Origin of the sequence: Conexibacter woesei Iso977N (genome assembly GCF_000424625.1) — a bacterium.
Lineage (GTDB): Bacteria > Actinomycetota > Thermoleophilia > Solirubrobacterales > Solirubrobacteraceae > Baekduia > Baekduia woesei_A.
Window position 1 is genome coordinate 809,815 of record NZ_AUKG01000002.1, and the last position, 21,577, is coordinate 831,391.

Here is a 21,577-nt window from a genome sequence, read left to right on the forward strand (position 1 = left end):
GGCTAGGGAGGGCTTCCCGAGTGATCGACCGGCGCGCCGCCCCATTGAGACGGCGCGCGAGTCGATGGTCCGCGCGTGGCGCGCGGACGTTCGCGCTAGGCGGGGCCTTCGTCGGCGGCGATCGCCGCCGCGTCGATGCGCTCGTTGCGGTGCGTGTGCGCGTCGTCGGTGTGGCCCTCGACGACGAGGTCGTTCCAGGAGTACAGGATCGGGATCTGGTACAGCGACTGGTTCACCGCGCGGAAGCGGTTGAACTCCGGGCCGTACCAGAACGCCTCCCACTGCTCGTGGGTCGCGAACTCCGCCATCTGCAGGATCTTGTAGGCATCGTCGCGGTTGCGGTGCACCGCGTAGGACGTCGCTCCGTAGCGCAGCGCGACCGGCGCGATCTCGGCGACCGCGGCCTCGAGCTTGTCACCACGGAAGACCGTGGCGTACCAGGGGACGTAGACGATTCCTGCCATGGGCCTAGCCCACCTCCGCGTAAATGGCTCCGGGGCCCTCGGCGGTCTTGCCCAGGCCCTCCTTCTCGGCGCCGACCAAGATGGAGATCTTGCCCGCGTGCTTGTTGTCCTTCATCAGCTGGTGGGCCTCGGCGACGCCATCGAACCCAAGCGTACGCCACAGGACCGGTCGGATGGCGCCCGACTCGATCAGCTCGTTGGCCTTCAGGCACTCGTACGCGTTCGCGAAGTGCGAGCCGACGATCTCCTTCTGCTTCATCCACAGGTAGCGGACGTCGAAGTCGAGGTTGAAGCCCGTGGTGCCGGCGCAGATGACGACCTTGCCGAACGGCTTGACGGTCAGGACCGACGTCGGGAACGTGGCCGCGCCGACGTGCTCGAAGACGATGTCGGGCGCGCCGCCGAGGATCTCGCTGACGGCGTTGCCGAAGCGGCGGGACTCCTTGAAGCGCGCCTTCTCCTCCTCGGGCGTCTCGCCGCCCCTGCGCATCATCCCCGCGAACTCGTTGCGGTTGATGAAGCCCTTGGCGCCGAGCTGCTTGACCAGCTCGCCCTTCTCGTCGGAGTTGACGACGCCGACGCACTCCGCGCCCGCGGCCTTGCAGATCTGCACGGCGAAGACGCCGAGGCCGCCCGCCGCGCCCCAGATCAGGACCTTCTGGCCGGCCTGGAGGTTGCAGCGCGTCATCAGCATGCGCCAGGCGGTGAAGTAGGTCAGGCCGTAGGAGGCGGCCTCTTCCCAGGTCAGGTTGGTCGGCTTGGGCAGCAGCTGCTGAGCCTGGACCTTCGTGAACTGCGCGAACGAGCCCCAGGTCGTCTCGTAGCCCCAGATCCGCTGCGACGGCGCGGCCATCGGGTCGAGGCCGTGGACCTCGGGGTCCTCGTAGGAGGCCTGGTTGCAGTGGATGACGACCTCGTCGCCGACCTTCCAGCGCGTGACGCCGGGGCCGACCTTCCAGACGACGCCGGACGCGTCGGAGCCGCCGATGTGGTGGCCGTACTCCGGGTGGTCGCCGTACTTCATGACCGAGATCGGCTTGCCGAGCGCCGCCCAGACGTTGTTGTAGTTCACGCCGGCGGCCATCACACGGACGATGACCTCGAACGCGGCGGGCTCGGGTACCTCGATCTCCTCGAGCTGGAAGGCGTCGAGCGGCTCGCCTTCGCGCTCGGGGCGGATGACCCAGGCGGTCATCTGCGCCGGCAGCGTGCCCGGCTCCGTGTCGACGGTGGCGACCTGCGTCACATCAACGGCCATGTTCTCGGAAGGACCCTTTGGAAATCGTGGTTCGGTCGGGCCTGCAGGGGGCTGCAGGGGCGGCGAACCATACGCCAGATCGGGTTAAGGCGAGCCGCCGACGCGAACGTTCATTCGTCGCCGAGGAACCCCGCGCGGCGGAAGTAGCCGAGCAGCAGGACCGCGGAGAGCAGCATGCCGCCGACGCCGTAGCCCCAGAAGGCGGCCGGCGTGTTGATGTGGCGGACGAGCGTCCCGAAGTTCTGGCCGAAGAAGCCGGTGACGAACGTCAGGGGCAGGAAGATCGTCGCGACGACCGTGAGCTGCTTGGAGATCGCGTTGAGGCGGTTGGAGACGGTGGAGAGGTAGAGGTCGAGGGCGCCGGACAGCAGGTCGCGGTAGGAGTCGATCAGCTCCGAGATCCGGACGAGGTGGTCGTAGACGTCGCGGAACCAGTCCCGCGCGTCGTCGGCTTCCAGGCCGGGGAGGCGGCCGAGGATGTCGCCGCCGCGCGCGAGGATGTCGCGCTGGGGCGTGGCGATGCGGCGGAGTTCGATGAGCTTCCGGCGGAGGTGGAAGAGCTCCTCGCGCTGGTCCTGGGAGGGAGACTCGAGCATCTGGTCCATGAGCTCGTCGATCCGCTCGTCGACGCCGTCGAGGACCGGGAAGAAGCTGTCGGTGAGCGCGTCGATGACCCGGTAGATCGCCTCCTCCTCCGTCCTCGGCGGGTCGCCGACGAAGCGCTGCTGGGCGGCGTGGAGCAGCTCGTGCAGGCCGTGGTGGACGGTGATCATCCACTGGCCGGAGAGGTGGAAGTGCATCTCGAGCGGCTGGCCCTGGGGCTCGACGCCGTAGAAGACCAGCAGCGCCGTGTCGCCGTAGTCATCGATCTTCGGCCGCTGCCCGAACTCCTGCGTGTCCTCGACGGCGAGCGGATGCAGCCTGAACCGCCGCCCGAGCTCGGCGATGTCGTCATGCGAGCAGCCATGGAGCTTCAACCAGAAGAACTCGTTCCTCTCGAGCAGCTCAGGGATCTTCGGATCATCGACCGACATCAGGACTTCCACACCGCGCAGTCTCCCGCCGCTCCCAGTCGGAACCCCTCGCTCCACGCGCCACGTCGCCCCGGCACGACCACCGCCCACTCCGCGACACCAGACCACGACACCGCGACCGTCTCGGATGAAGGCGCTTCGCTTGATCGTCGTCGCCCGCGGCAGCGCGCAGCGATCGCGGCCTTCGCCGCCATCCGCTCGGCATCGCGTGACGCCCCCGACTTGCCGCGGCACCGCCGCCCTCGTTCCGCGACATCACTTCGCGGTATCGCGAGCCTCTCGGGTGAAGGCGCTTCGCTTGATCGTCGTCGCCGCGGTAGCGCTCAGCGATTGCGGTCTTCGCCGTAGACGGTGCGGCCGTAACTCGCGACGCCGCCATCACTCCGCACGGGTCGCGGAATGGATCAGCCCCCAGGCAGCTCGCCCCAGCGCTGGATCAGGTCCGGTCGTGGGTCGTCGCGCTGGTCGGTGAGCCCGATGCGATCGAGGAGGGTGAGGCTGCGGGTGTTGCGTCGATCGACCCGGACGAACGTGCGTCGGTGGCGGCCGAGGCGGATCATCTGCCGGAAGATCGTCAGCAACATGAAGTGCCCGAGGCTGACCGGGTCGTTGTCCGGCAGCTCGATGAGCACGCCGCGTGCGGCCAGCGCCACGGCGATGACCTCGGTGTAGCCGACGTCCGGCATCATCGCGGGCTCGATGTGGTGCGCGCCGACCACGATCAGGTCGTCGCCCGGCCCGAATCCGAGCAGCATGCGGCCGTCGAAGTAGGGCGGGCTCGACAGGTACCGGTCGGGCAGCGGTCCGCGGATCTGGTCCTGGACGAGGTCCTCCCAGGGCTCTCCGGTGCTGCACGTGAAGCCGCGCAGCGCCGTGCGATCCGACGACCGGACGGCGCGGATCGTGACGTCGGCTGCCTTCACTCCACGTCGGGGGTGCCCGCGGGTATCGCGATGGTCGCCGTGCCGGAGACCGCGAGCGCTTCCGGATCGGCTGCGCTCAGCACCTGGCCCCACGGCGTCCCGTACATGTCGACCAGCGGTTCGCCGAGGGCGTTGATGTCTGGCATGTCGATTGCCGGCTCCACCGAGAGCATCGTCCGCCCGTTGCCGAGCATCTCCCAGCTCGCGACGACGGCGCTGCCGACGGCGCCCACACCGGCCGCCTGCATGGTCGCCGTCGGGACAGGGATGTGCGAAGGAAGCCCGTCGAGCTCGACCAACGCCGCGACCTTGGTCAACGCGACGACGCGGCCGACGAACTGGGCCGGAACGGTGCCCTCCTTCAAGCCGCGACGAGCACGTGCCTGCTTGCGCTGCAGCCCGGCCAGCGCGGAGGCGAGCTGAGGAGCGGCGAGAAGGCGGGCGAGATCGGCGGCGCCGCCGATCGCCGGCCCGCTGAGCGAGCTCAGCTGGGCGACGATCTTCTTCGCCTCGGGCGAGGCCTCGAGACGGGCGGCCGCCTTGCTGAGGCGTTCGGCCGACTCATAGTCCTTGTGTCGCGCCGCACGCGCAGCATCTCGGTTGAGCGTGCTGTAGAGGTGCACGCGCCCACCCAGATGTCCCGCAGTGCCGCGGGTGGTGAAGCTCAGGCCAGGCGAGAGAGCGCGCTTGTCCTTCAGCGCACGGATCCCGTTGTCGATCGTCGTGGTCTCATCGAGACGGAAGTCGCGAACGATCTCTTGACGCGTCACGAGCGGGAGCGCAGCCGGCATGGGATCAGTATAGGTCGCCGACGCCGCAAATTGCGGCGTCGGCCATGCATCTCGTCTAGGCCAGCGCCGTCTCGGCTGCCGCGCCGAGCTCGGCACCCGCGTCGCCGGTGCCTGCCTCGGCGGAGGCTGCGTCGTGGACCGGCTTGCGGGCGGGCACGCCCGGGGCGACGAGCCACCAGGCTGCTACCGCGCCCAGTGCTGACACGACCGCTGCGATGCGGAGGCCGTCGTTGAGGGCGTAGAGGAAGGCCTGCTGCACCGCGTGGCCGATCGTCGAGTCGCCGGAGCTCAGGGCTGAGCCGCCGGCGCCGAGGTTCTCGGCCAGCGTGTGGCGGGTGGAGTCCGGGACGGAGGGCAGGGACTCGTCGAGCTTGTGGCGGCCCAGCGCCGTGATCAGCGCGCCCATCGCTGCCACGCCGAACGTGCCGCCGACCATGCGCGACATCGACAGGACGCCGGACGCGACGCCGGCCTTGGTCGGGTCCACGGCGTTCATCGCCGCGGTCGACATGGGGGACATGACCAGGCCCATCCCGAGGCCCATCAGCACGAACGCGCCGACCAGGAACCCGTAGGACGTGTCCGCCGCCACGTGGCCCTGCCAGAACAGCGACACCGCGTTCAGCAGCAGCCCGAGCGTCATCAGCGGCCGCGGGCCGATCCTGTCGCTCAGGCGGCCGGCGATCGGCCCGACCACGATGATCACCGCGGTCGTCGGCAGAAACCGCACGCCGGTCTGCAATGGCGAGTAGTGGTGGATGTTCTGCAGGTACAGCGCGAAGAAGAAGAACGTCGCCAGCATCGCGAAGGACACGATGAACGCGACCACGTTGGCACCGGCGAACGAGCGCGACTTGAAGAACTTGAAGTCGACCATCGGGTTGGCCACGCGCGCCTCGGTGACCGCGAACGACACCAGCCCGACGACCGCGACCACCAGGAGCCCGATCACACGCGCCGAGCCCCAACCCCAGCCGTTGCCCTCGACCAGCGCCAGCACCAACGCGCCGAGCCCGATCGTCAGCGTCACGACGCCGAGGAGATCAACCTGCCGCGGTGCCGTCTCGTCGCGCGACTCGTGCGTCGCGAACAACGTCACGACGACCGCCAGGACCGCCACCGGCAGGTTGAGGAAGAAGATCGACTGCCACGACACGTTCTCGACCAGGAACCCGCCGACGACCGGCCCGATCGCCAGCGCCATCGCCGACACGCCGGCCCACGTCCCGATCGCCTTGCCGCGCTCCTCCGGCGGGAACGCGTTCGAGATGATGGACAACGTCGCGGGCATCATGAACGCGGCGCCGACGCCCTGGACGGCGCGGAACGTCACCAGCCACGCGTCGGACTGGGCCAGGCCGATCAGCCCGGACGAGATCCCGAACGTCACGACGCCGAACAGGAACATCCGGCGCCGCCCGAAGACGTCGCCGAGCCGCCCACCGGTCACCAGCAGGACGGCGAACGACAAGGTGTAGGCGTTGACCGTCCACTCGAGGCCGGAGATCGACGCGCCGAGGTCGCGCTGGATCGACGGCAGCGCGACATTCACGACCGTGTTGTCCAACATGATCATGAACAGCGCGAAGCACATCGCCGCGAGCGTCCACCAACGCCGGTTGTCGTCGTTCACGAAGCGCGCGCGCAGGTCTGGGGAGTTCATGGAGGGGTTGCTCCTTGGGGGACGGGGGAGAGGGAGAGGGGGAACTGCAGGGTGCTACGGGTGGAGGTCAGGAACGGTCCGCATCCTCCCTGGGCGGGATCAGCGCGAGCGCCTCCATCAGCGCGCTCCGCGCGTCCTGCGGCAGGTGCGCGGCCCAGTCCTCCAGGCCGTGCAGGCGGGCCGTGTCGACCCTGTCGATGAGCTCGCGCGCGGCCTGGGTCGCGCTGACGCGCTTCATCCGCCGGTCGTCGGTGTCCTCCCGGCGCTCGACGAGCCCGCGCTGGAGCAGGGCGTCGACGGTCCGGGACGCGCTCGGCAGCGAGATCGACATCGCCTCGGCGAGCTCCTTGACGGAGACCTCGGCCTCGCGCTCGACCAGCACATGCAGGAGCTTCAGCTGCGTGAGCGAGAGCTCGATCTCGTCGAGCAGCCGGTACAGCTCACGCGTCGACCCCTTCAGGATCACGCGCCACAGATCGAGCAGCTCGCCGGCCAGGGCCGCCGGCGTCGCTTCCACGTCTGCACTGCTTGCTTTCATGCACGCAAGCATTTCACGGGCGCATGCATCGGTCAAGGCTTTGGGTTTTGACATCTGTCGGGAGCGTGTCGTATCGTGACGACAGATACCCGCCATGCCCACCGTCGCCTTCGACATCGCTGACCCGCAGGCCGTCGTCCACGAGCTGGATGAGGCCAACCGCCGCCTCGCGCGCGAGCGGACGGTCCCGGCCGCCGTCGAGGGGCTGGTCCTCGACGTCGCCGCGGCGGTGCTGGAGACGAGCAGGGAGGACCGCCTCGCCGCGGGGGTCGATCCGGACGTGTGGATCGACGTCCAACAGGCCGCCGGGCGCGCGCAGGCGGTCGTCTTCCGCGAGCACGACGCCCGCAGGAAGCGGCGCGAGCTGCGGCTGCTGCTGGAGGAGCTGCGGTTCCGCTTCGCGCGGCTCGCCGAGCAGGAGCGACTGTCCGACGAGCGCCCGATCGAAGAGGTCGTCGCGTGGTTCGACGCCGCGCTCGGCCTGAGCCAGCCGGCGAAGGCCGCGCTGCTCGGGGTCGGTGAGCGCACCTACCAGCGCTGGGTCTCCTCGAGCGCGGCGCGCCCGATCGGCGACGACGAGCGGCGGCTGCGGATCGTCGCCTGGCTGATCGCCGACCTGCGCCACGTGCTGACCGCCGTCGGCGCCGCGGGCTGGCTCTGGCGGCCCCATCCCGCGCTCGGCGGCCACACGCCGAACGACATCATCATGGTCGGCCATCCTGAGGAGCTGAAGACCCTGTACCGGATCGCGGCGGAGGCGCGCTCCGGGGCGGCCGCGTGAGCTACGAGGCGGTCGCCTTCCGCGCCTGCGCGTTCGAGACGCCGCTGTGGGCGTTCCCGAACCTCGTGCCCGGACGCTGGAACCGCGCGGGCGGGCGCCCGGTGCAGTACCTGTCGCTGCATCCGATGACGCCCTGGGCGGAGCTGCTGCGCAACCTGCATCTCCGGACCGCCGAGGAGGCGCGCGAGCTGCGGCTGCCGATCTGGGCGATCCGCGCGCACCTCGACGAGGAGCCGTTGGAGATCGGCTTCGCCGACGCCAAGCGCCACGGGCTGACGCCCGCCGACCTCATCGCCGACGACCGCACCCGCTGCCAGGGGCTCGCCGACACCCTGGTCGCCGCCGGCCACCGCAGCATCCTCGTGCCGAGCGCCGCGCTGCCGGGCACGCGCAACCTGGTGTTGTTCGATCCCGCGCTGGTGATCGACTACGACCAGATCCCGCTCGACGTCGAGGACGTCCCGACGGCGCTGGTCAGCCAGGGCGGCCGCTGCCCGGAGGGTCTGTGGGAATCGGTCCACCACCTGGGCGCCGCGAAGCCCCACTCCGGCCTGCAGGCGTTCCTGGACGGCAACGACTTCACCTTCACACAGCCGCCCGTCACCGCGGCAAGCCTCGTGCCGGTCTAGCTCGGGCGGTCGCCGTCGGCGCCGTGCGTGTCGCCCCGCCGCAGGACCTCACGACGCCGAATACTGCGAGATGCTCCGCAACGCACGGGATGTCACCTCGTCCAGTCCCGGCCGACTTCGTGCACCCGGCGGCCGGCGGACCGTGAGTCCGTAAGATGGGGCCGGCATGGGTCGCCCCGTCCGCCGCACCGCAGCTGCTGTGCTCGCCGCCGCATCGACGCTCGCCGCCGCGGGTGCGGCGCTGCCCGCCGCGACGACCGCGGCGCCCACGCAGTCCCAGACGGTCTTCACGCAGAAGCTCCTGGACGACCCCGCGACGTCGGCGGGGATCAAGCGCATGTTGAAGTCCAAGCAGGCGATCGTGAGCCCGGGCAGCGGCTTCGTCGACGTCACGGGCGACAGGCGCCAGGACGCGGTGATCTTGGTGTCGACCGGCGGCGCGTCCGGCGTCGTCGGGCTCTACGTGTTCTCGACGCACGGCCAGACGAGCGCCGACCAGACGTCGCTGAGGGTGATCTTCCGGCTCCAGACGCTCGACGACGCGTCGCTGCGCCTGAACGGGACGACGCTGTCGATCCTGGAGCCGAGGTGGTCCAAGGGCGACGACCTCTGCTGCCCGGCCAGGCTGCGCGAGCGCGACTACGCGTTCGACGCCAAGGCGCTGACGTTCCGCCGCACGGCGGACCACACGACGCCGTTCACGACGTCGTAAGCGCCGCGCGGCGCGCTCAGCCGACGTCCCTGTCGGTCGCGGCCGGTCGTGAAGCTTCAGTGGTCGGCGCGCTTACGGCTGCAGCAGGTCGTTCTGCGCGGACTCGCGCTGCCTGCCGACCGTGACCCTGGCGGCCCTGATGTCGGCGCCGCCGACCTTCAGCGCGTAGACGCCCCTGATGACCTCGCCCTTGACCGACGCGGTCTCGCGCGGGTTGATCGGGCCGGTTTGGATCGCCTTCTGCCCGGGCGAGGAGTCGCCGGCCTGCGAGTCGGTCTCCAGCGTCACCTGCTGGGACTGCGAGGACTGGTTGCTGATGATCAGCGTGATCGGGCCGGCGCCGAACCTCTTGGGCGACACGACCACCGACCTGTCGTTGATCGCCGCGCTGATGACGATCGGCGACGGGGGTCGCTCTGAGTTCTTGTAGACGTGATCGCTCCCGCCACAAGAGGCCAGTGCCCCGGCGACCGCGAGTACGCAGGCAGCGATAGCTGCCTGTCGGGGCGTCCTGCGCATGGCTGGCCTTTGGCTCCTCATCCTCGACCCGGACCAACCCGGTACCCACTGGGGGCTCGGTTGATCCGCGCGGAACCCTAGCCGAGCGCGCCGTCTCGTGCCAACGACCGCTCTAGAAGTGCTGACTCAACCGCTGGTGTCTCCACCGCTCTGAGATGCCGCGCGGTCGGACGCGATCGCCTCCAGCTCCTGCTGCAGAAGGTCCCAGGCCTCGGCTTCAGCGTTGTCGTAGTTGCGCCCGGTGAGGTCGGTGAGGCCGTCGCGGTAGGCGCTCCAGGCCTGGCGTGTGCGCTCGTCAAGCGCGGGGTCGTGCGGGGCGAACGTCGTCATGCAGATGGACGGTAGCCCCCTTGGCGGTCGTCCATGCATGCCGTCCGACATGGGGTCTACAAACATACGTTCGTGATGGCTGTTGATGTGACCGATACCGCGGCGCTGCTGGACGCGCCCCTCGCGACCGCCGAGTTCCTGGTCGTGGACACCGAGACCAACGGGCTCGGTGGCGATCGCTGCGAGCTGACGGAGATCGGGGCGGTGCTCGTCGGCGGCGGCGAGCTGCACGAGCGGTGGGAGACGCTGGTGCCGGTCCGGACGCCGCTGTCGCGGGGGATCCAGCGGTTCACGGGGATCTCGCAGACGATGGTCGACGAGGCGCCGCCGGCGGAGGTGTCGCTGCCGGAGCTGGCCGAGCAGATGGACGGGCGCGTGCTCGTGGCTCATAACGCGGCGTTCGACAAGCGGGTGCTGGCGCAGGCGTTCTCGCGCGCGGGGCTGGGGTGGCCGGACCCGCCGGTGCTGTGCACGGTCGCGCTGGCGCGGCAGCTGCACCCGCTGGCGCGGCAGCGCAGGCTGCGGGCGCTGGCGGAGTCGCTGGGGATCGAGGTGGAGGTCTCGCACCGCGCGCTGGCGGACGCGGAGACGTGCGCGCGCGTGTTCTGCGCGCTGTTCCCGCGGCTGTGCGCGAACGCGGGGAGCGTGGGGCAGGCGCTGGGGCTCCTGAGGTCGAGGCGGCGGCGGACGCCGAGGGGGCGGACGGACGGGAGCGGTGCGGCGGGCTCGGGCGCGATGCTCGGTGTGCGGCGGCGGAAGGTCGACTGCAGCGCGCTGCCGAGCGAGCCGGGCGTCTACATCTTCCGCAACCCGGAGGGGCAACCGCTGTACGTCGGGAAGTCGGTCGACGTGCGCGCGCGGGCGAAGGCGCACTTCCGGCCGTCGTCGCCGGACGGGGCGTGGGTGGCGCAGGCCGAGATGGTCGACCACATCGAGACGCACTCCGAGGTCGGCGCGCTGCTGACCGAGCACCGGCTGATCCGGGAGCTGCGCCCGCCGGGCAACGAGCGCATGAAGCACGACGACCGCTGGGTGTACGTGCGCTGCCGGCTGGACATCGCGTATCCGGTCCTGGAGGTCGGGGTGGAGCCGGCGCCGGGGCTGGCGGTCAACGTGGGGCCGCTGGCGGGACGGTTCGCGGCGGCGGAGCTGGTCGAGCAGCTGACATCGCTGTTCGCGCTGCGCCACTGCGGGCGGGGGATGAGGCGGCGGGAGTTCCCGAGCGTGTACGGGCAGATGGGGCGGTGCCTGTCGCCGTGCCTGGGCGATCTCGACCCGAACGCGTACCGGCGGCGGCTCGACGAGGTGCTGGCGCTGTTCGCGGGGGAGGGCGACGGCGGGAAGGCGTTGTTGTCGCACTTGGATGCGGAGATGCGGCGTGCGTCGTCGGAGCTCCAGTTCGAGCGGGCGGGCTGGCTGCGCCGGCGCCGTGCGCGCCTGGCGGTGCTGCTGGACCGCCTGGGTGGGACGCCTTCGGCCACGCACGCCCACGCCCGCCTGGTCCTGGCCTCGCACCCCGAGGCGGCGCGCTTCGACGCCCTCTGGCTCGTGGGCGGCCGCATCGCCTCCTGGGCACCGCTGACCCCCGACCTCGACACCTGGGATCACACCCAACGCGCGCTGTCCGGCATCGGCTACGCCACCCCAACCCTGACCCCCGACGAAGCGGCCCAGGTCCGCATCGCCACGACCTGGCTGGCCTCCCATCCCTCCCTGGATCTCCGCCTCACCCGCGACACAACACCCACCCGCGTCGAGCGCTTCACCGCCCGCGCACTCGCGGCAGCAGCCTGAGCGAACACATGTCCGCGCCACTCCGCGCCGCGTCGCCGAGCGGAGTCGCGTTGCTCCGCCGGTCGTCACTTTGCCCGCCGCGCGTCGCGTCGTGTCGCGCGCGGTCATCGCCGCGCGGTGCGGAGCGCGTCCGGCGAGGCGTCGCGCGTCGCGCCTTTCGGGTCGTTCCTGGGGATCGGCTGGGCGCTTGCTGTGCCGTTTTGGCGCGTTGGCGCTCGAACTCGACCTTTGGGGTCCCTGGAAGTGGGGGATGAGTTCGGCAGATGTTCGAGCGCAATTCGTGCTGAACCTCTGCAAAATCTGTCGCAGGAAAGTTCTTGGCGGTCGGACCGGTCTCCTCGGGGGCTCCGGGCCGGCGGCCTGTGGCACGGAAAGCCACGGTTGGACCAGGTTCGGGCGGCTCGCGCCGCCCGAACCAGGCTTGAACGCGCGCCCGGCGTTGGCTGAGGGCCGGGCACGCGCTCACGCTCCGACCGCTGGTGCGAGGGCGGTCGTTAGGACGGACGCGACCGCCTTCGCACCAGCGGCCGGAGTCCTGCTGCGCGCCGAGCGATCGCGCGCGTCCTCGGGCTAGGCGAAGGGGGTCGTGACGACTTCGGCGTCGGTGCCGGCGACCGTGACGTGGTCGCCGGGCGAGACCTCGCGGCGGAGGATCGCGAGGGCGATGGGGCCGAGGTGGGGTGAGGTGACCGAGGAGGCGAGGTGGCCGACCTCGCGGTCGCCGGAGAGGACGGGTGTTCCCGGCTCGGAGGGCGCCGAGAGGCGCAGGCCGCGCAGGTGGCGGTTCGGCTTGCCCTTCCAGTGCAGCCGCGCGACGGTCTCCTGGCCGACGTAGCAGCCCTTCCTGAAGCTCACGGCCCGGTCGACGATCCCGGCCTCCTCGGGCATGACGCCGTCGTCGAGGTCGATCCCGTACCGCGGCCGGCCGGACTCGACCCGGACGATCTCCGCCGCCGCCTCCGGCACCTCGACCGCGCCCGCGCCGAGCAGCGCCGCCCGGACCGCCGCGACATCCGCGGCCGCCGGCAGGACGTCCAACCCCTCGCTCGTCCGGACGACCACCCCGACGACCGCCGCCGAAGGCTCGAGCCCCGGCGGAACCACCGCCGCTGTCAGGACCGGTGGCGCCGCGCCGAGCGATGCGTCGTCGTCCGCCGTCGTTGCAGCGGCGCCGGTCGCGCCTCCGGCGGCCGGGAAGGCGACCGTCGCGTGCTCCTCCGGGCCCGGCACCGGCAGCCCGGCGGCCGCCGCGACGGCGTCGGCCTGCGGGCCGATCAGCGAGAGCAACCCCAGCTCCAGCGTGCGCTTGTGGAGCTCCGCCTGCCAGCCGATGAGGCCGCGGCGGGTCTGGTCGAACAGCGCCTGAAGGGCGGGGCGTTCGGTGATCAGCAACAGCGAGGCGTCGTCGACCGCCAGCGCGCGGAGGTCGCCGAGCATGCGGCCCTTGTTGGTCAACAACGTCGCGTAGACGCCGGAGCCCGCCGCCAGCTCGGCGACAGCGTTCGACACCTGGCCGTCCAGGAACTCCCGCGCCTGCGGCCCGACGAGCAACAGCTTTCCCGCCTCCGACCGATCGACCAGGCCGACGCCGGTGCGCAACGTCTCGTAGGCGGACTCGACGGCATCGATCGTGGCCATGTGCTGAGCATACGAAGGCCCAACTCGAACATCGTCTGGACAAATTTTCAGCCTCGGCTAAACTCCAACTCGATGACCCTCGAAGTCTCATCCGCGGTCCAGGACTACGCCAAGGCGATCTACTCGCTGGAGCTCCGCTGCGACGGCGGCGCGGTCTCCACGAACGCGCTCGCCGAGCGCATGGGCGTCAGCGCGGCCTCGGCGTCGTCGATGGTCAAGAAGCTCGACGGCCTCGGCCTCGTCGAGCACGTCCCGTACCGCGGCGTCGTCCTGACCGAGCGCGGGATGAGGGTCGCGCTGGAGGTCCTGCGCCACCACCGCCTGCTCGAGCGCTACCTGGCCGAGGAGCTCGGCGTGCCCTGGGATCGCGTCCACGACGAGGCCGAGGTCCTGGAGCACGTCCTCTCCGAGGAGCTGGAAGAGCTGATCGCCGCCAAGCTCGGCCATCCGACGATCGACCCGCACGGCGACCCGATCCCGACCAAGGACCTCAGGATCGTCGAGTCCGACACCGCCCCGATGGACGCCTGCGAGATCGGCGACACCGGCACCCTCGTGCGCGTCTCCGACTCCGACCCCGAGATGCTCCGCTACCTCGGCGCGCGCGGGATCCGCCCCGGCGACGCGTTCGCCATCATCGACAAGCAGCCCTTCGGCGGCCCGATCTTCGCGCGCTTCGGCGACGACCCCGAGTCGGTCCACCCGCTCGGCGGCCGCCTCGCCGCCGCGATGCGCGTCGAGGTCGACCCCCGGTGACGCCGCCACCGCGCAACGACGACCGCGGCGGAGCGGGACGCTCCGGCGGCGGCAGCTTCAGCGGGTCCGGAGCGGGCGGAGCCGACGCCGCGGCGCTCCCCGCGCCGGCCGCGCTCCGCCACCGTGAAGGCGCTGGCACGACGATGACCCACGCGCCGCGCGCCACCTTCCGGCCCCCGCGCACCCTCAAGGCGCGCCTCACCTTCCTCGGCCCGGCCTTCGTCGCCTGCATCGCCTACGTCGACCCCGGCAACTTCGCCACCAACATCGCCGGCGGCAGCAAGTACGGGTACTTGCTCCTGTGGGTCCTGCTCGCGGCCAACCTGATGGCCATGCTGATCCAGAACCTGTCGGCCAAGGTCGGGATCGCCACCGGCCAGAACCTCCCGGAGCTCGCCCGCGAGCACTTCCCGAAGCCGGTCACCTACGGCCTCTGGATCCAGGCCGAGCTGATCGCGATGGCCACCGACCTCGCGGAGTTCGTCGGCGCCGCGATCGCCCTCAACCTGCTCTTCAACATCCCGCTCCTGCCCGCGGGCCTGATCACCGCGGTCGTCGCGTTCGCGATCCTCGGCCTGCAGGCGCGCGGCTACCGCCGCTTCGAGATGGTGATCATCGGCTTCCTCGGAGTGATCCTGCTCGGGTTCCTCTACGACACGCTGAAGATCGGCTTCGACGCCGGCGACGCCGCCAAGGGCTTCTCACCGCACTTCGACGGCAGCGACTCGATCCTGCTGGCCGCCGGCATCCTCGGCGCGACCGTGATGCCCCACGTCATCTACCTGCACTCGGCGCTCGTCCAGCACCGCGGGCGCGCCGCCGACGACAGCGAACGGCGATTGCTCCTCAGGTTCAACCGAGTGGACGTCACGATCGCGATGACGCTCGCGGGCCTGATCAACATGTCCATGTTGGTCATCGCCGCATCGTTGTTCTTCAAGAACGGCGGCAGCGACGTCGACACGATCGAGAAGGCGCACGCGGGCTTCAGGGACCTCGTCGCGCCGAGCGCGGCCGTCGCGTTCGCGCTCGCGCTGCTGGCGTCCGGCTTCGCGAGCAGCAGCGTCGGCACCTACGCGGGCCAGGTCGTCATGCAGGGCTTCATCGCCCGGACCGTCCCGCTCGCGCTGCGCCGTGCGGTCACGATGGCGCCCGCGCTGATCGTCCTGGCGATCGGCGTCGACCCGACGCGCGCGCTCGTGATCTCCCAGGTCGTGCTGAGCTTCGGGATCCCGTTCGCGCTCGTCCCGCTCGTCCTGCTCACGCGTCGCAAGGACATCATGGGGTCCTTGGTCAACCGCCCGCTGACGACGGCGACCGCGAGCCTCGTGGCGTTGATCATCATCGCGCTCAACCTGTTCCTGCTGGCCGACACCTTCGGCCTGACCTAGCGCTCGATACGATCCCCAGCAGCCATGGCCGCACTTGCCGACACGTTCAACGAGATCATCGCCTCGCTCCCCGACGACTGGACCGACCTCGAGGTCGACGTCCGGATCCACGACGAGTCCCGCTACGTCGATGGCGCGGTCTACCTCGCGACGGTCAACGCGCAGCCGTACTCCAAGAACGACTGGCACTGGCGGATCCTCGTCGCCCATCGCTTCGGCCACGCGTCGGCCGCGCCCGCGGTCCACGGCGCGCTGAAGCTGCTCGACGAGGCCGGCCTGGAGGGCGAGCTCGCCGTGCGCGAGGTCCGCAGCGGCCGCGTCGAGGTCGTCCAGATGTGGGGCCGGCCGGAGTCGGTCCGCCAGGAGTTCAGGAAGCTCCGCGCGCAGTAGCTCGCGCTACGAGTCCGGGTCCTGATTGAGCCCGGTCTTCGCGACCGAGGGGTCGAACATCCTCGTGACGTCGGGCTTCTTGGCCACGACGCCGAACTTCTGCTCCCACGTCGCCCACTTGGCGAGCACGTCCGGCTGGAGCTGGCCGAAGAAGTCGGCGCCCGCCATGAACGACGGCGAGACCGCCTGCAGCTCGTCGTCCTGGAGCGTGCGGTCGAGCGTCGGCTCCTCGTCGAGCAGCGCCGAGATCGCGGAGTCCGGGTCGTTGATCGCACCCTCGTAGCCGCGGCGCAGCGCGCGGATCGTCGCGCGCACGACCGGCTCGTTGGTCTCGAGCGTCTCGCGGCTGACCGCGAGGACGACCTCGGGGTAGGACGGCGCGCCGAAGTCGTCGACCAGGAACGCCTTGGCGTGCGGCTTCCTCTCGGTGAGCGCGACGCCGTCGGTGCTCCAGCGCCCGATCGCGCCCGCGACCTTCCCGGCCAGCAGCGCGGGCACGGCGCCGCCCCTCAGCGCCACCTTGTCGACCTTCGCCGGATCCCCGCCGTCGCCGCGCACGACCGAGTCCAGCACCGCCTCGTCGGCGGCGCCACCCGTCACGCCGACCCTGTGCCCCTCCAGGTCGCGCGGGCGCCGGAACGCCGTCCCGTCGGCCGTCAGGACCGCGCCGAGCGGGGTCTGGACCAAGGCCATCACACCGACGAGGTCCTTGCCCTGCGCGTCGGCGGCCGCGAGGTCGTGGATGTCGAGCAGCGCGAGGTCGACCTGGCGCGAGGTGAGTGCCTTCACGCCGTCCTCGCCGGCGTCCGGCTGCTCGACGTCGAGGTGCACGCCCTCGGCGTCGTCGTAGCCGCGTTCGGTCGCCAGGTAGATCCCGGAGTGGATCGCGTTCGGCGCCGAATCGAGCATCAGACGGGCGTCCTGGTCGGGCCGGCTGTCGCTGCTGGTGGTGCTCGCGCAGCCGGCGGCGGTGGCCGTCAGAGCGGCGGCGAGGAGGGCGAGGAGGGCACGGCGGACCATCGGCGGCGCAGGGTACTGGCGGCGGCGTCGTAGGATCAGGCAGGTGCGCCGCCGTGTGACCTTCTCGCGCAACGTGACTTTGTCTCTGTCACGGACCTGCGTCAGCCACTGCAAGTACTGCGCCTTCCAGACGCACCAACCTCATCTGCACACGCCCGAGGAAGTGCTCGCGCTGCTCGATGGGGCGTCGAGGCGGTCTGTTAAGGAGCTGTTGGTTCTGACGGGAGACGACCCGGGGCACCACCCTGGCGTCGTCGCGCGTCTGAGGGAGCTGGGCTTCGACGACTTCGTCGCCTACGTCGTGTGGTGCTGCGAGCAGGCGCTCGATCGCGGGCTGCTGCCGCACACGAACCTCGGCGCGGTGACGCGCGAGGAGCTGGCGCGGCTGCGCGAGGTGACGGCGTCGCAGGGGCTGATGGTGGAGTCGGTGCGCGACGACCTCGTCGCGCACCAGGGCTCGCCGACCAAGGACCCGGAGCTGCGGCTGCAGACGATCCGCTGGGCGGGCGAGCTGAGGATCCCGTTCACGAGCGGGATCCTGATGGGGATCGGGGAGACGCCATCCGACCGGGTCGATGCCTTGCGCGCGCTGGCCGAGATCCACGCCGAGCACGGCCACCTGCAGGAGGTCATCCTCCAGAACTTCGTCCCGCACCGGAAGTACTACGGCGAGGAGCCGGCGGAGATCGCGACCGACGCCGCGGAGCGGTTCTGGCGGACCGGGCTGCGGGACGTCCCGATCGCGGGCGTGCCCGCGTGGGCGACGCCGGTGACGTTGGACGACATCAAGTCGGTGATCGCGACGGCGCGTGAGCTGATGCCCGACGTCGGGATCCAGGTGCCGCCGAACCTGTCCGAGTTCTGGCCGGAGCTGGTCGCGGCGGGCGCGACCGATCTCGGCGGGCTGTCCGCCAACGGCGACCACATCTCGCCCGAGCACCCGTTCCCGTCGCCGCACCAGGTGCGCAAGCGCCTCGCCGAGGACGGCGTCGCGCTGACCGAGCGGCTGTGCGTCTACGGCAAGTACCTGGACCCGGAGTGGGTCGAGCAGCATGTGCTGGATGTCGTGAAGACCAAGTACTGGTCCTTCATCCCGCGTCGGGGGTCCGGACGGACCGAAGCGCCGTTCAGCATCAACAACGACTTGGTCGGACCGGCGGTGTCGCGCGCCGTGGCGGGCGAGCCGCTGGGCGTCGAGGAGCTGACCGCGATGTTCGCGTCGACCGACGCGGGCGCCGTGGAGGAGATGCGCGCGGGCGCGGACGCGCTGCGTTCCGAGCTGGCGGGGGACGTCGTGACGTTCGTCGTCAACCGCAACATCAACGTGTCGAACGTGTGCGTCGTCGGGTGCGCGTTCTGCGGGTTCGGGCAGGGCAAGCGCTCGCCGGACGCCTACCAGCACGACGAGGAGGAGTTCCGGTCGCGCGTGCGGCAGGCGGTCGACTACGGCGCGACCGAGTTGTGCATGCAGTCGGGGATCCACCCGGACTGGGACCTCGACGAGTACTTGAAGTGGTTGCGGGTCGCCAAGGACGAAGCGCCGCAGCTGCACCTGCACGCGTACTCGCCGATGGAGATCGCGCACATGCAGGACATCAGCGGCGGGCTGGGGCTCGACGAGATCTTCGCGCGGCTGCGCGACGCCGGGCTGGGCTCGACGCCGGGCACCGCGGCGGAAGTCCTACATGATGGCGTCCGCGAGCGGATCTCCCCCAACAAGCTGCCGGTGGCGCGGTGGGTCGAGGTGATCGAGGCGTCGCACCGGGCGGGGCTGCGGTCGACGTCGACCGTGATGTTCGGGCACATCGAGGAGCCGTGGGAGCTGGCGGAGCACCTCCGGGTGGTCCGGGAGCTGCAGGAGCGGACCGGCGGGATCACGGAGTTCGTGCCGCTGTCGTTCATCCCGTTCATGACGCTGCTGGGGCGGACGCACGGGGTCGAGGAGATCTCGCGCGAGGAGAACCTGAAGCACACCGCGGTGTTCCGCCTGGCCCTGGGTCGCTCGATCAGGAACGTGCAGGCGTCATGGGTGAAGATGGGCCTGGATGCCGCCACCGAGGCGCTGCGCTGGGGCGTCAACGACCTCGGCGGGACGTTGATGGAGGAGTCGATCTCGCGGCTGGCGGGGTCCTACCACGGCGTGAAGCTGGACCCGCCGGAGCTGATCGCGGCCGCGCATCGCGCGGGGCGGCCGGCCGCGGAGCGGTCGACGTTGTACGACGTGCTGCGCTCGTACCCGGTGGGTGGCGCGGCGCGCGAGGCGGTGGCGTAGGCCGTGGGGCGTCGTTCGCGAGCGCGGGGTGGGGGCGGCGGCGGCGCGGTGGCTGCGCCCGCGCGGCCCGCTGCTGTTGCGGCTCCGCCGCCGGTCGCAGTCGACCCGCGGGTGCTGCGCAAGACGCTCGGCGCGTACCTGGCGGGTGCGATCGCGCTGGCGATCTTGGTGTTGTTGGGGACGATCGGCCTGGGCGGGAAGCTGACGCCCTGGGCGGTGCTGGTTGTTGATGCCATTGCCTCGGTCGCGTTGTTCCAGTGGTCGCAGTCGCGGCTGTCCGGGCTGGCGCTGAGCGACGAGGACCGCGTCATGCAGACGCTCGCCGGCGGGATGTTGGCGTTGGTGTTGGTGTTCGCCGCGGTTGCGGCCGTGGTCCTGACCGTCGCCTGAGGGCGACGGGCGCTAGGGTTCCTCGGATGGCCGAAGCGATCACCCGCGAGGGATTGGCACAGCTCAAGACGGAGCTCGAGGACCTCGAAGGGGAGGGCCGCCGCGCGATCGCGCAGCGCATCCTCGTCGCCCGCGAGCTCGGTGACCTGAGCGAGAACGCCGAGTACCACGCGGCCAAGGAGGACCAGGCCCATCTCGAGACGAAGATCCTCCGCCTGACCGAGCGCCTCCGCAACGCGCTGGTCGTCGAGTCCGACGCCGACGCGACCGTCGTCACCTTCGGCGCGACCGTCAACGTCACCGACGTCAAGTCGGGCCGCGAGGCGTCCTACACCATCGTCGGGCCGACCGAAGCCGACCTCAGGACCGGCAAGCTGTCGGCGGAATCGCCGGTGGCGAAGGCGCTGATCGGCTCGGCGCCGGGCGACACGATCTCCGTGTCGACCCCCTCCGGCACCCGCGAGTTCCGCGTCGAGTCGCTGGGCTAGGCGAAGGCACCTCAAGTCACGCGCGCCGTCGCTGTCGGCGGCGCTCATCCCAGTCCGCGTCGCCAGCCAGCGGCACCGCGATCGTTGTGGTTGAAGGCGCTTCGCTCGATCGTCGTCGCCCCTGGCATAGCGTCGCGCTCGCTCTTCGCCGCCATCCGTTCGGCACCACCCCACGCGCCGTATGGCGCGACGGCGCGTGCTTTGTGGCCGCGGCGCCCTTCCTCACTCGCTCCGCGGTTCCGTTCCGTCGGTCGGGATGCCCGTTGACCTCACTGCGTCGGAGACTGCCGCCACGAACTCGGCGCCCACCTTCTGTAGCGCCCCGCGCGGCAGCACGGCATGACGCACTACCCACGTCTCAGGGTCGCCTCGCTGCACACGCCAGAGCAGCCACTGCTCGTCGCCGGGCGGCTCGAACAGAATCAGGGTCACTTCGTCGAACGCCGACATCCCCAGCCGGTTGATGTGATACCGACCGAAGGCGCCAAGCGTGACGTCTGCGTCGTCACCGAAGACATCGTCGTAGACGACGTCGAACGCCTCCTCGGGGCTCAAGCCGTCGAGTCGATGCTCCCATCGTTCTACGGGCTCAGCGACGAACGACTCCCACCACGCGACGATGCCCCGGACCATCGCCAGGTCGTCCCAGTCCCCGATCCCCTCTCCTTGGACCACGAGCCGGAAGTGCCCGAACCACCTCCCCGGATCGATCGGCTCTTCGAGTTCGGCTTCGATCGCCACGACTTCAGGGTCACCCACGAGGAATCGCATCATCGCCCCGCGAGTCGGTCCTTGGCATCGTGGGGTGGTTCGTCAACCCGCCGCGCTGGTCACTGCAGCCACGAACTAGTACTGCTCCTCCCAGCGGTCCTCGCTCCATCAGCAGCCTGATCGCACGAACTCGTCGACCACAAGTCTCACGTGCTCACGATTCACGATGTAGCGCGCTTCGACGTCGCCTGCTTGTCCTCCGGCGGTGACTGACACGTTCCCCGTCGCCGTCGGATCGCCCACGAGCATCGAGTAGACACCACTTTTGCCGCCGAACGTGACGACGTACTCACCGCCCGAACCGCCCCCGACGCACAGTTCTGGGAAATCGGCCTCACCTTGCAGGACGAGCAACGTGCGTCGATTGCCATCGAGCTTGTCGACAGCGCCCAGCACGTCAGCGATCGACGGCTCGACCAAGTCGACGCCGTGCTCGTAGTTCCGCGACCACTCGTCGGCGTGCATGCTCCGAACGAACGTCACGGCTTCACGCGCTGCGAGCCGTATTGCGTGACCACGAGCAGATCCTCGACCCCGACTTGCGATGCCATACGACGCAATCCTGACGCACTCTGACAGGGCTTGCAGGGCGGCGCCCGATCTACATGCCAGCTCCGCGCGCTGCCGGCTCGCTCCTTCTACGGGCAGCAGCGGGCACGTCCCAAGCCGCATCGAGAATCTCATCGAAGTGGGCGACAAACTATTCGGAATATGGCTCTAGGCCGAGAACCCCACCGTGCTCGCGGTACCACTCATACCCGGGCGGTACGTCGGGTGTGTCGGTCCGGGCGCGATACTCGTCGAGGATGGCAGTGTTGTGATCTAGCCCGTAGGGGTGCGCAGGCCCCAGTACGGCCGGGACCTCACGATGAGGTCGACGCTGTGCTGGGGGAGCGCGAGCAGCCCGTCGCGGGCGTCGCAGCAGAGGACGCGAAAATCACCCGGGTGAGACGGGCGCTGAGAGAAGGTCGTCTACGAGCAATGACGTCACGTGCGTATTCGGGCGGCCGCGGCCGAGACCATCA

Annotated in this window: 23 protein-coding genes; 10 read left to right on the forward strand and 13 right to left on the reverse strand. The window is 70.4% G+C overall.

What is annotated here, in order from left to right:
• Positions 1-95: 95 nt before the first annotated feature.
• The 7 genes from H030_RS0116155 to H030_RS32760 all read right to left on the reverse strand — a co-directional run bounded on the left by H030_RS0116155 (position 96) and on the right by H030_RS32760 (position 6,650).
• Positions 96-464, reverse strand: coding sequence for a hypothetical protein (locus H030_RS0116155; protein WP_027006868.1), 369 nt, complete (start codon positions 462-464; stop codon positions 96-98).
• A 4-nt stretch (positions 465-468) separates the two neighbouring features.
• Positions 469-1,722, reverse strand: coding sequence for a crotonyl-CoA carboxylase/reductase (ccrA, locus tag H030_RS0116160; RefSeq protein ID WP_027006869.1), 1,254 nt, complete (start codon positions 1,720-1,722; stop codon positions 469-471).
• Positions 1,723-1,832: 110 nt separating this feature from the next.
• Positions 1,833-2,768, reverse strand: coding sequence for a magnesium transporter CorA family protein (locus H030_RS0116165; protein ID WP_027006870.1), 936 nt, complete (start codon positions 2,766-2,768; stop codon positions 1,833-1,835).
• A gap of 392 nt (positions 2,769-3,160) precedes the next feature.
• A complete protein-coding gene (locus H030_RS32755) occupies positions 3,161-3,679 on the reverse strand; it encodes a hypothetical protein (protein ID WP_035127834.1) in 519 nt (172 codons plus the stop codon).
• Positions 3,676-4,470: a hypothetical protein gene (locus tag H030_RS0116175; protein ID WP_027006871.1), complete on the reverse strand. Its 795-nt coding sequence runs from the start codon at positions 4,468-4,470 to the stop codon at positions 3,676-3,678. Before H030_RS0116175 ends, H030_RS32755 begins: the two co-directional genes overlap by 4 nt.
• Positions 4,471-4,525: 55 nt before the next feature.
• Complete coding sequence (locus tag H030_RS0116180; RefSeq protein ID WP_051222888.1) at positions 4,526-6,133, reverse strand: MFS transporter; 1,608 nt, start codon at positions 6,131-6,133, stop codon at positions 4,526-4,528.
• Between the two features lie 67 nt (positions 6,134-6,200).
• Positions 6,201-6,650 carry a MarR family winged helix-turn-helix transcriptional regulator gene (locus tag H030_RS32760; protein ID WP_051222890.1) on the reverse strand — a complete coding sequence of 150 codons (450 nt, stop codon included), beginning with the start codon at positions 6,648-6,650 and terminating at the stop codon, positions 6,201-6,203.
• Between the two features lie 115 nt (positions 6,651-6,765).
• Between H030_RS32760 and H030_RS0116190 the strand changes: the two genes are divergently transcribed.
• The 3 genes from H030_RS0116190 (at position 6,766) to H030_RS0116200 (ending at position 8,793) form a co-directional block, all read left to right on the forward strand.
• Positions 6,766-7,452 (forward strand): hypothetical protein, encoded by a 687-nt coding sequence (locus H030_RS0116190; RefSeq protein ID WP_027006873.1) that lies wholly within the window; start codon positions 6,766-6,768, stop codon positions 7,450-7,452.
• Complete coding sequence (locus H030_RS0116195; protein WP_027006874.1) at positions 7,449-8,081, forward strand: RES family NAD+ phosphorylase; 633 nt, start codon at positions 7,449-7,451, stop codon at positions 8,079-8,081. The genes H030_RS0116190 and H030_RS0116195 overlap by 4 nt, the downstream gene beginning before the upstream one ends.
• A 166-nt stretch (positions 8,082-8,247) precedes the next feature.
• Complete coding sequence (locus H030_RS0116200) at positions 8,248-8,793, forward strand: hypothetical protein (protein ID WP_155892086.1); 546 nt, start codon at positions 8,248-8,250, stop codon at positions 8,791-8,793.
• A 72-nt stretch (positions 8,794-8,865) separates the two neighbouring features.
• Here the strand turns inward: H030_RS0116200 and H030_RS0116205 are convergent, their stop codons facing one another.
• On the reverse strand, positions 8,866-9,153 hold the full coding sequence (locus tag H030_RS0116205) for a hypothetical protein (RefSeq protein ID WP_155892087.1): 288 nt from the start codon (positions 9,151-9,153) through the stop codon (positions 8,866-8,868).
• A 285-nt stretch (positions 9,154-9,438) separates the two neighbouring features.
• Positions 9,439-9,642: a hypothetical protein gene (locus H030_RS0116210; protein ID WP_027006877.1), complete on the reverse strand. Its 204-nt coding sequence runs from the start codon at positions 9,640-9,642 to the stop codon at positions 9,439-9,441.
• 75 nt (positions 9,643-9,717) lie between these two features.
• On the opposite strand from H030_RS0116210, the gene H030_RS0116215 reads away from it, so the two are divergent.
• A complete protein-coding gene (locus H030_RS0116215; protein ID WP_196809151.1) occupies positions 9,718-11,436 on the forward strand; it encodes an exonuclease domain-containing protein in 1,719 nt (572 codons plus the stop codon).
• A 570-nt stretch (positions 11,437-12,006) separates the two neighbouring features.
• On the opposite strand, the gene H030_RS0116220 is transcribed toward H030_RS0116215, so the two are convergent.
• Positions 12,007-13,074, reverse strand: coding sequence for a YgfZ/GcvT domain-containing protein (locus tag H030_RS0116220; RefSeq protein ID WP_027006879.1), 1,068 nt, complete (start codon positions 13,072-13,074; stop codon positions 12,007-12,009).
• 72 nt (positions 13,075-13,146) lie between these two features.
• Between H030_RS0116220 and H030_RS0116225 the strand changes: the two genes are divergently transcribed.
• The 3 genes from H030_RS0116225 to H030_RS0116235 all read left to right on the forward strand — a co-directional run bounded on the left by H030_RS0116225 (position 13,147) and on the right by H030_RS0116235 (position 15,611).
• A complete protein-coding gene (locus tag H030_RS0116225) occupies positions 13,147-13,830 on the forward strand; it encodes a metal-dependent transcriptional regulator (protein ID WP_027006880.1) in 684 nt (227 codons plus the stop codon).
• 143 nt (positions 13,831-13,973) lie between these two features.
• Positions 13,974-15,221, forward strand: a complete 1,248-nt coding sequence (locus tag H030_RS0116230) for an Nramp family divalent metal transporter (RefSeq protein ID WP_027006881.1) — start codon at positions 13,974-13,976, stop codon at positions 15,219-15,221.
• Positions 15,222-15,245: 24 nt separating this feature from the next.
• Positions 15,246-15,611 (forward strand): hypothetical protein, encoded by a 366-nt coding sequence (locus tag H030_RS0116235; RefSeq protein ID WP_035127837.1) that lies wholly within the window; start codon positions 15,246-15,248, stop codon positions 15,609-15,611.
• A 6-nt stretch (positions 15,612-15,617) separates the two neighbouring features.
• Here the strand turns inward: H030_RS0116235 and H030_RS0116240 are convergent, their stop codons facing one another.
• Positions 15,618-16,631 (reverse strand): ABC transporter substrate-binding protein, encoded by a 1,014-nt coding sequence (locus tag H030_RS0116240; RefSeq protein WP_027006883.1) that lies wholly within the window; start codon positions 16,629-16,631, stop codon positions 15,618-15,620.
• A gap of 73 nt (positions 16,632-16,704) precedes the next feature.
• Between H030_RS0116240 and cofH the strand changes: the two genes are divergently transcribed.
• From cofH to greA, 3 genes are read left to right on the forward strand one after another with little or no spacing between them, the layout of a single operon-like run.
• Positions 16,705-18,903, forward strand: a complete 2,199-nt coding sequence (gene cofH, locus H030_RS0116245; protein WP_231398456.1) for a 5-amino-6-(D-ribitylamino)uracil--L-tyrosine 4-hydroxyphenyl transferase CofH — start codon at positions 16,705-16,707, stop codon at positions 18,901-18,903.
• A 48-nt stretch (positions 18,904-18,951) separates the two neighbouring features.
• Positions 18,952-19,293, forward strand: coding sequence for a hypothetical protein (locus tag H030_RS0116250; RefSeq protein ID WP_155892088.1), 342 nt, complete (start codon positions 18,952-18,954; stop codon positions 19,291-19,293).
• 26 nt (positions 19,294-19,319) lie between these two features.
• Complete coding sequence (gene greA, locus H030_RS0116255; protein WP_027006886.1) at positions 19,320-19,781, forward strand: transcription elongation factor GreA; 462 nt, start codon at positions 19,320-19,322, stop codon at positions 19,779-19,781.
• Between the two features lie 222 nt (positions 19,782-20,003).
• Here greA and H030_RS0116260 read toward each other — a convergent pair whose 3' ends face one another.
• Together H030_RS0116260 and H030_RS39760 are read right to left on the reverse strand one after the other, a co-directional pair.
• Entirely contained in the window at positions 20,004-20,540 is a 537-nt protein-coding gene (locus H030_RS0116260; protein WP_155892089.1) for a hypothetical protein, read from the reverse strand.
• A 120-nt stretch (positions 20,541-20,660) separates the two neighbouring features.
• The gene (locus tag H030_RS39760) at positions 20,661-21,017 is read right to left on the reverse strand and encodes an Imm1 family immunity protein (RefSeq protein ID WP_027006888.1); all 357 of its coding nucleotides are present in this window, start codon (positions 21,015-21,017) and stop codon (positions 20,661-20,663) included.
• Positions 21,018-21,577 lie beyond the last annotated feature (560 nt).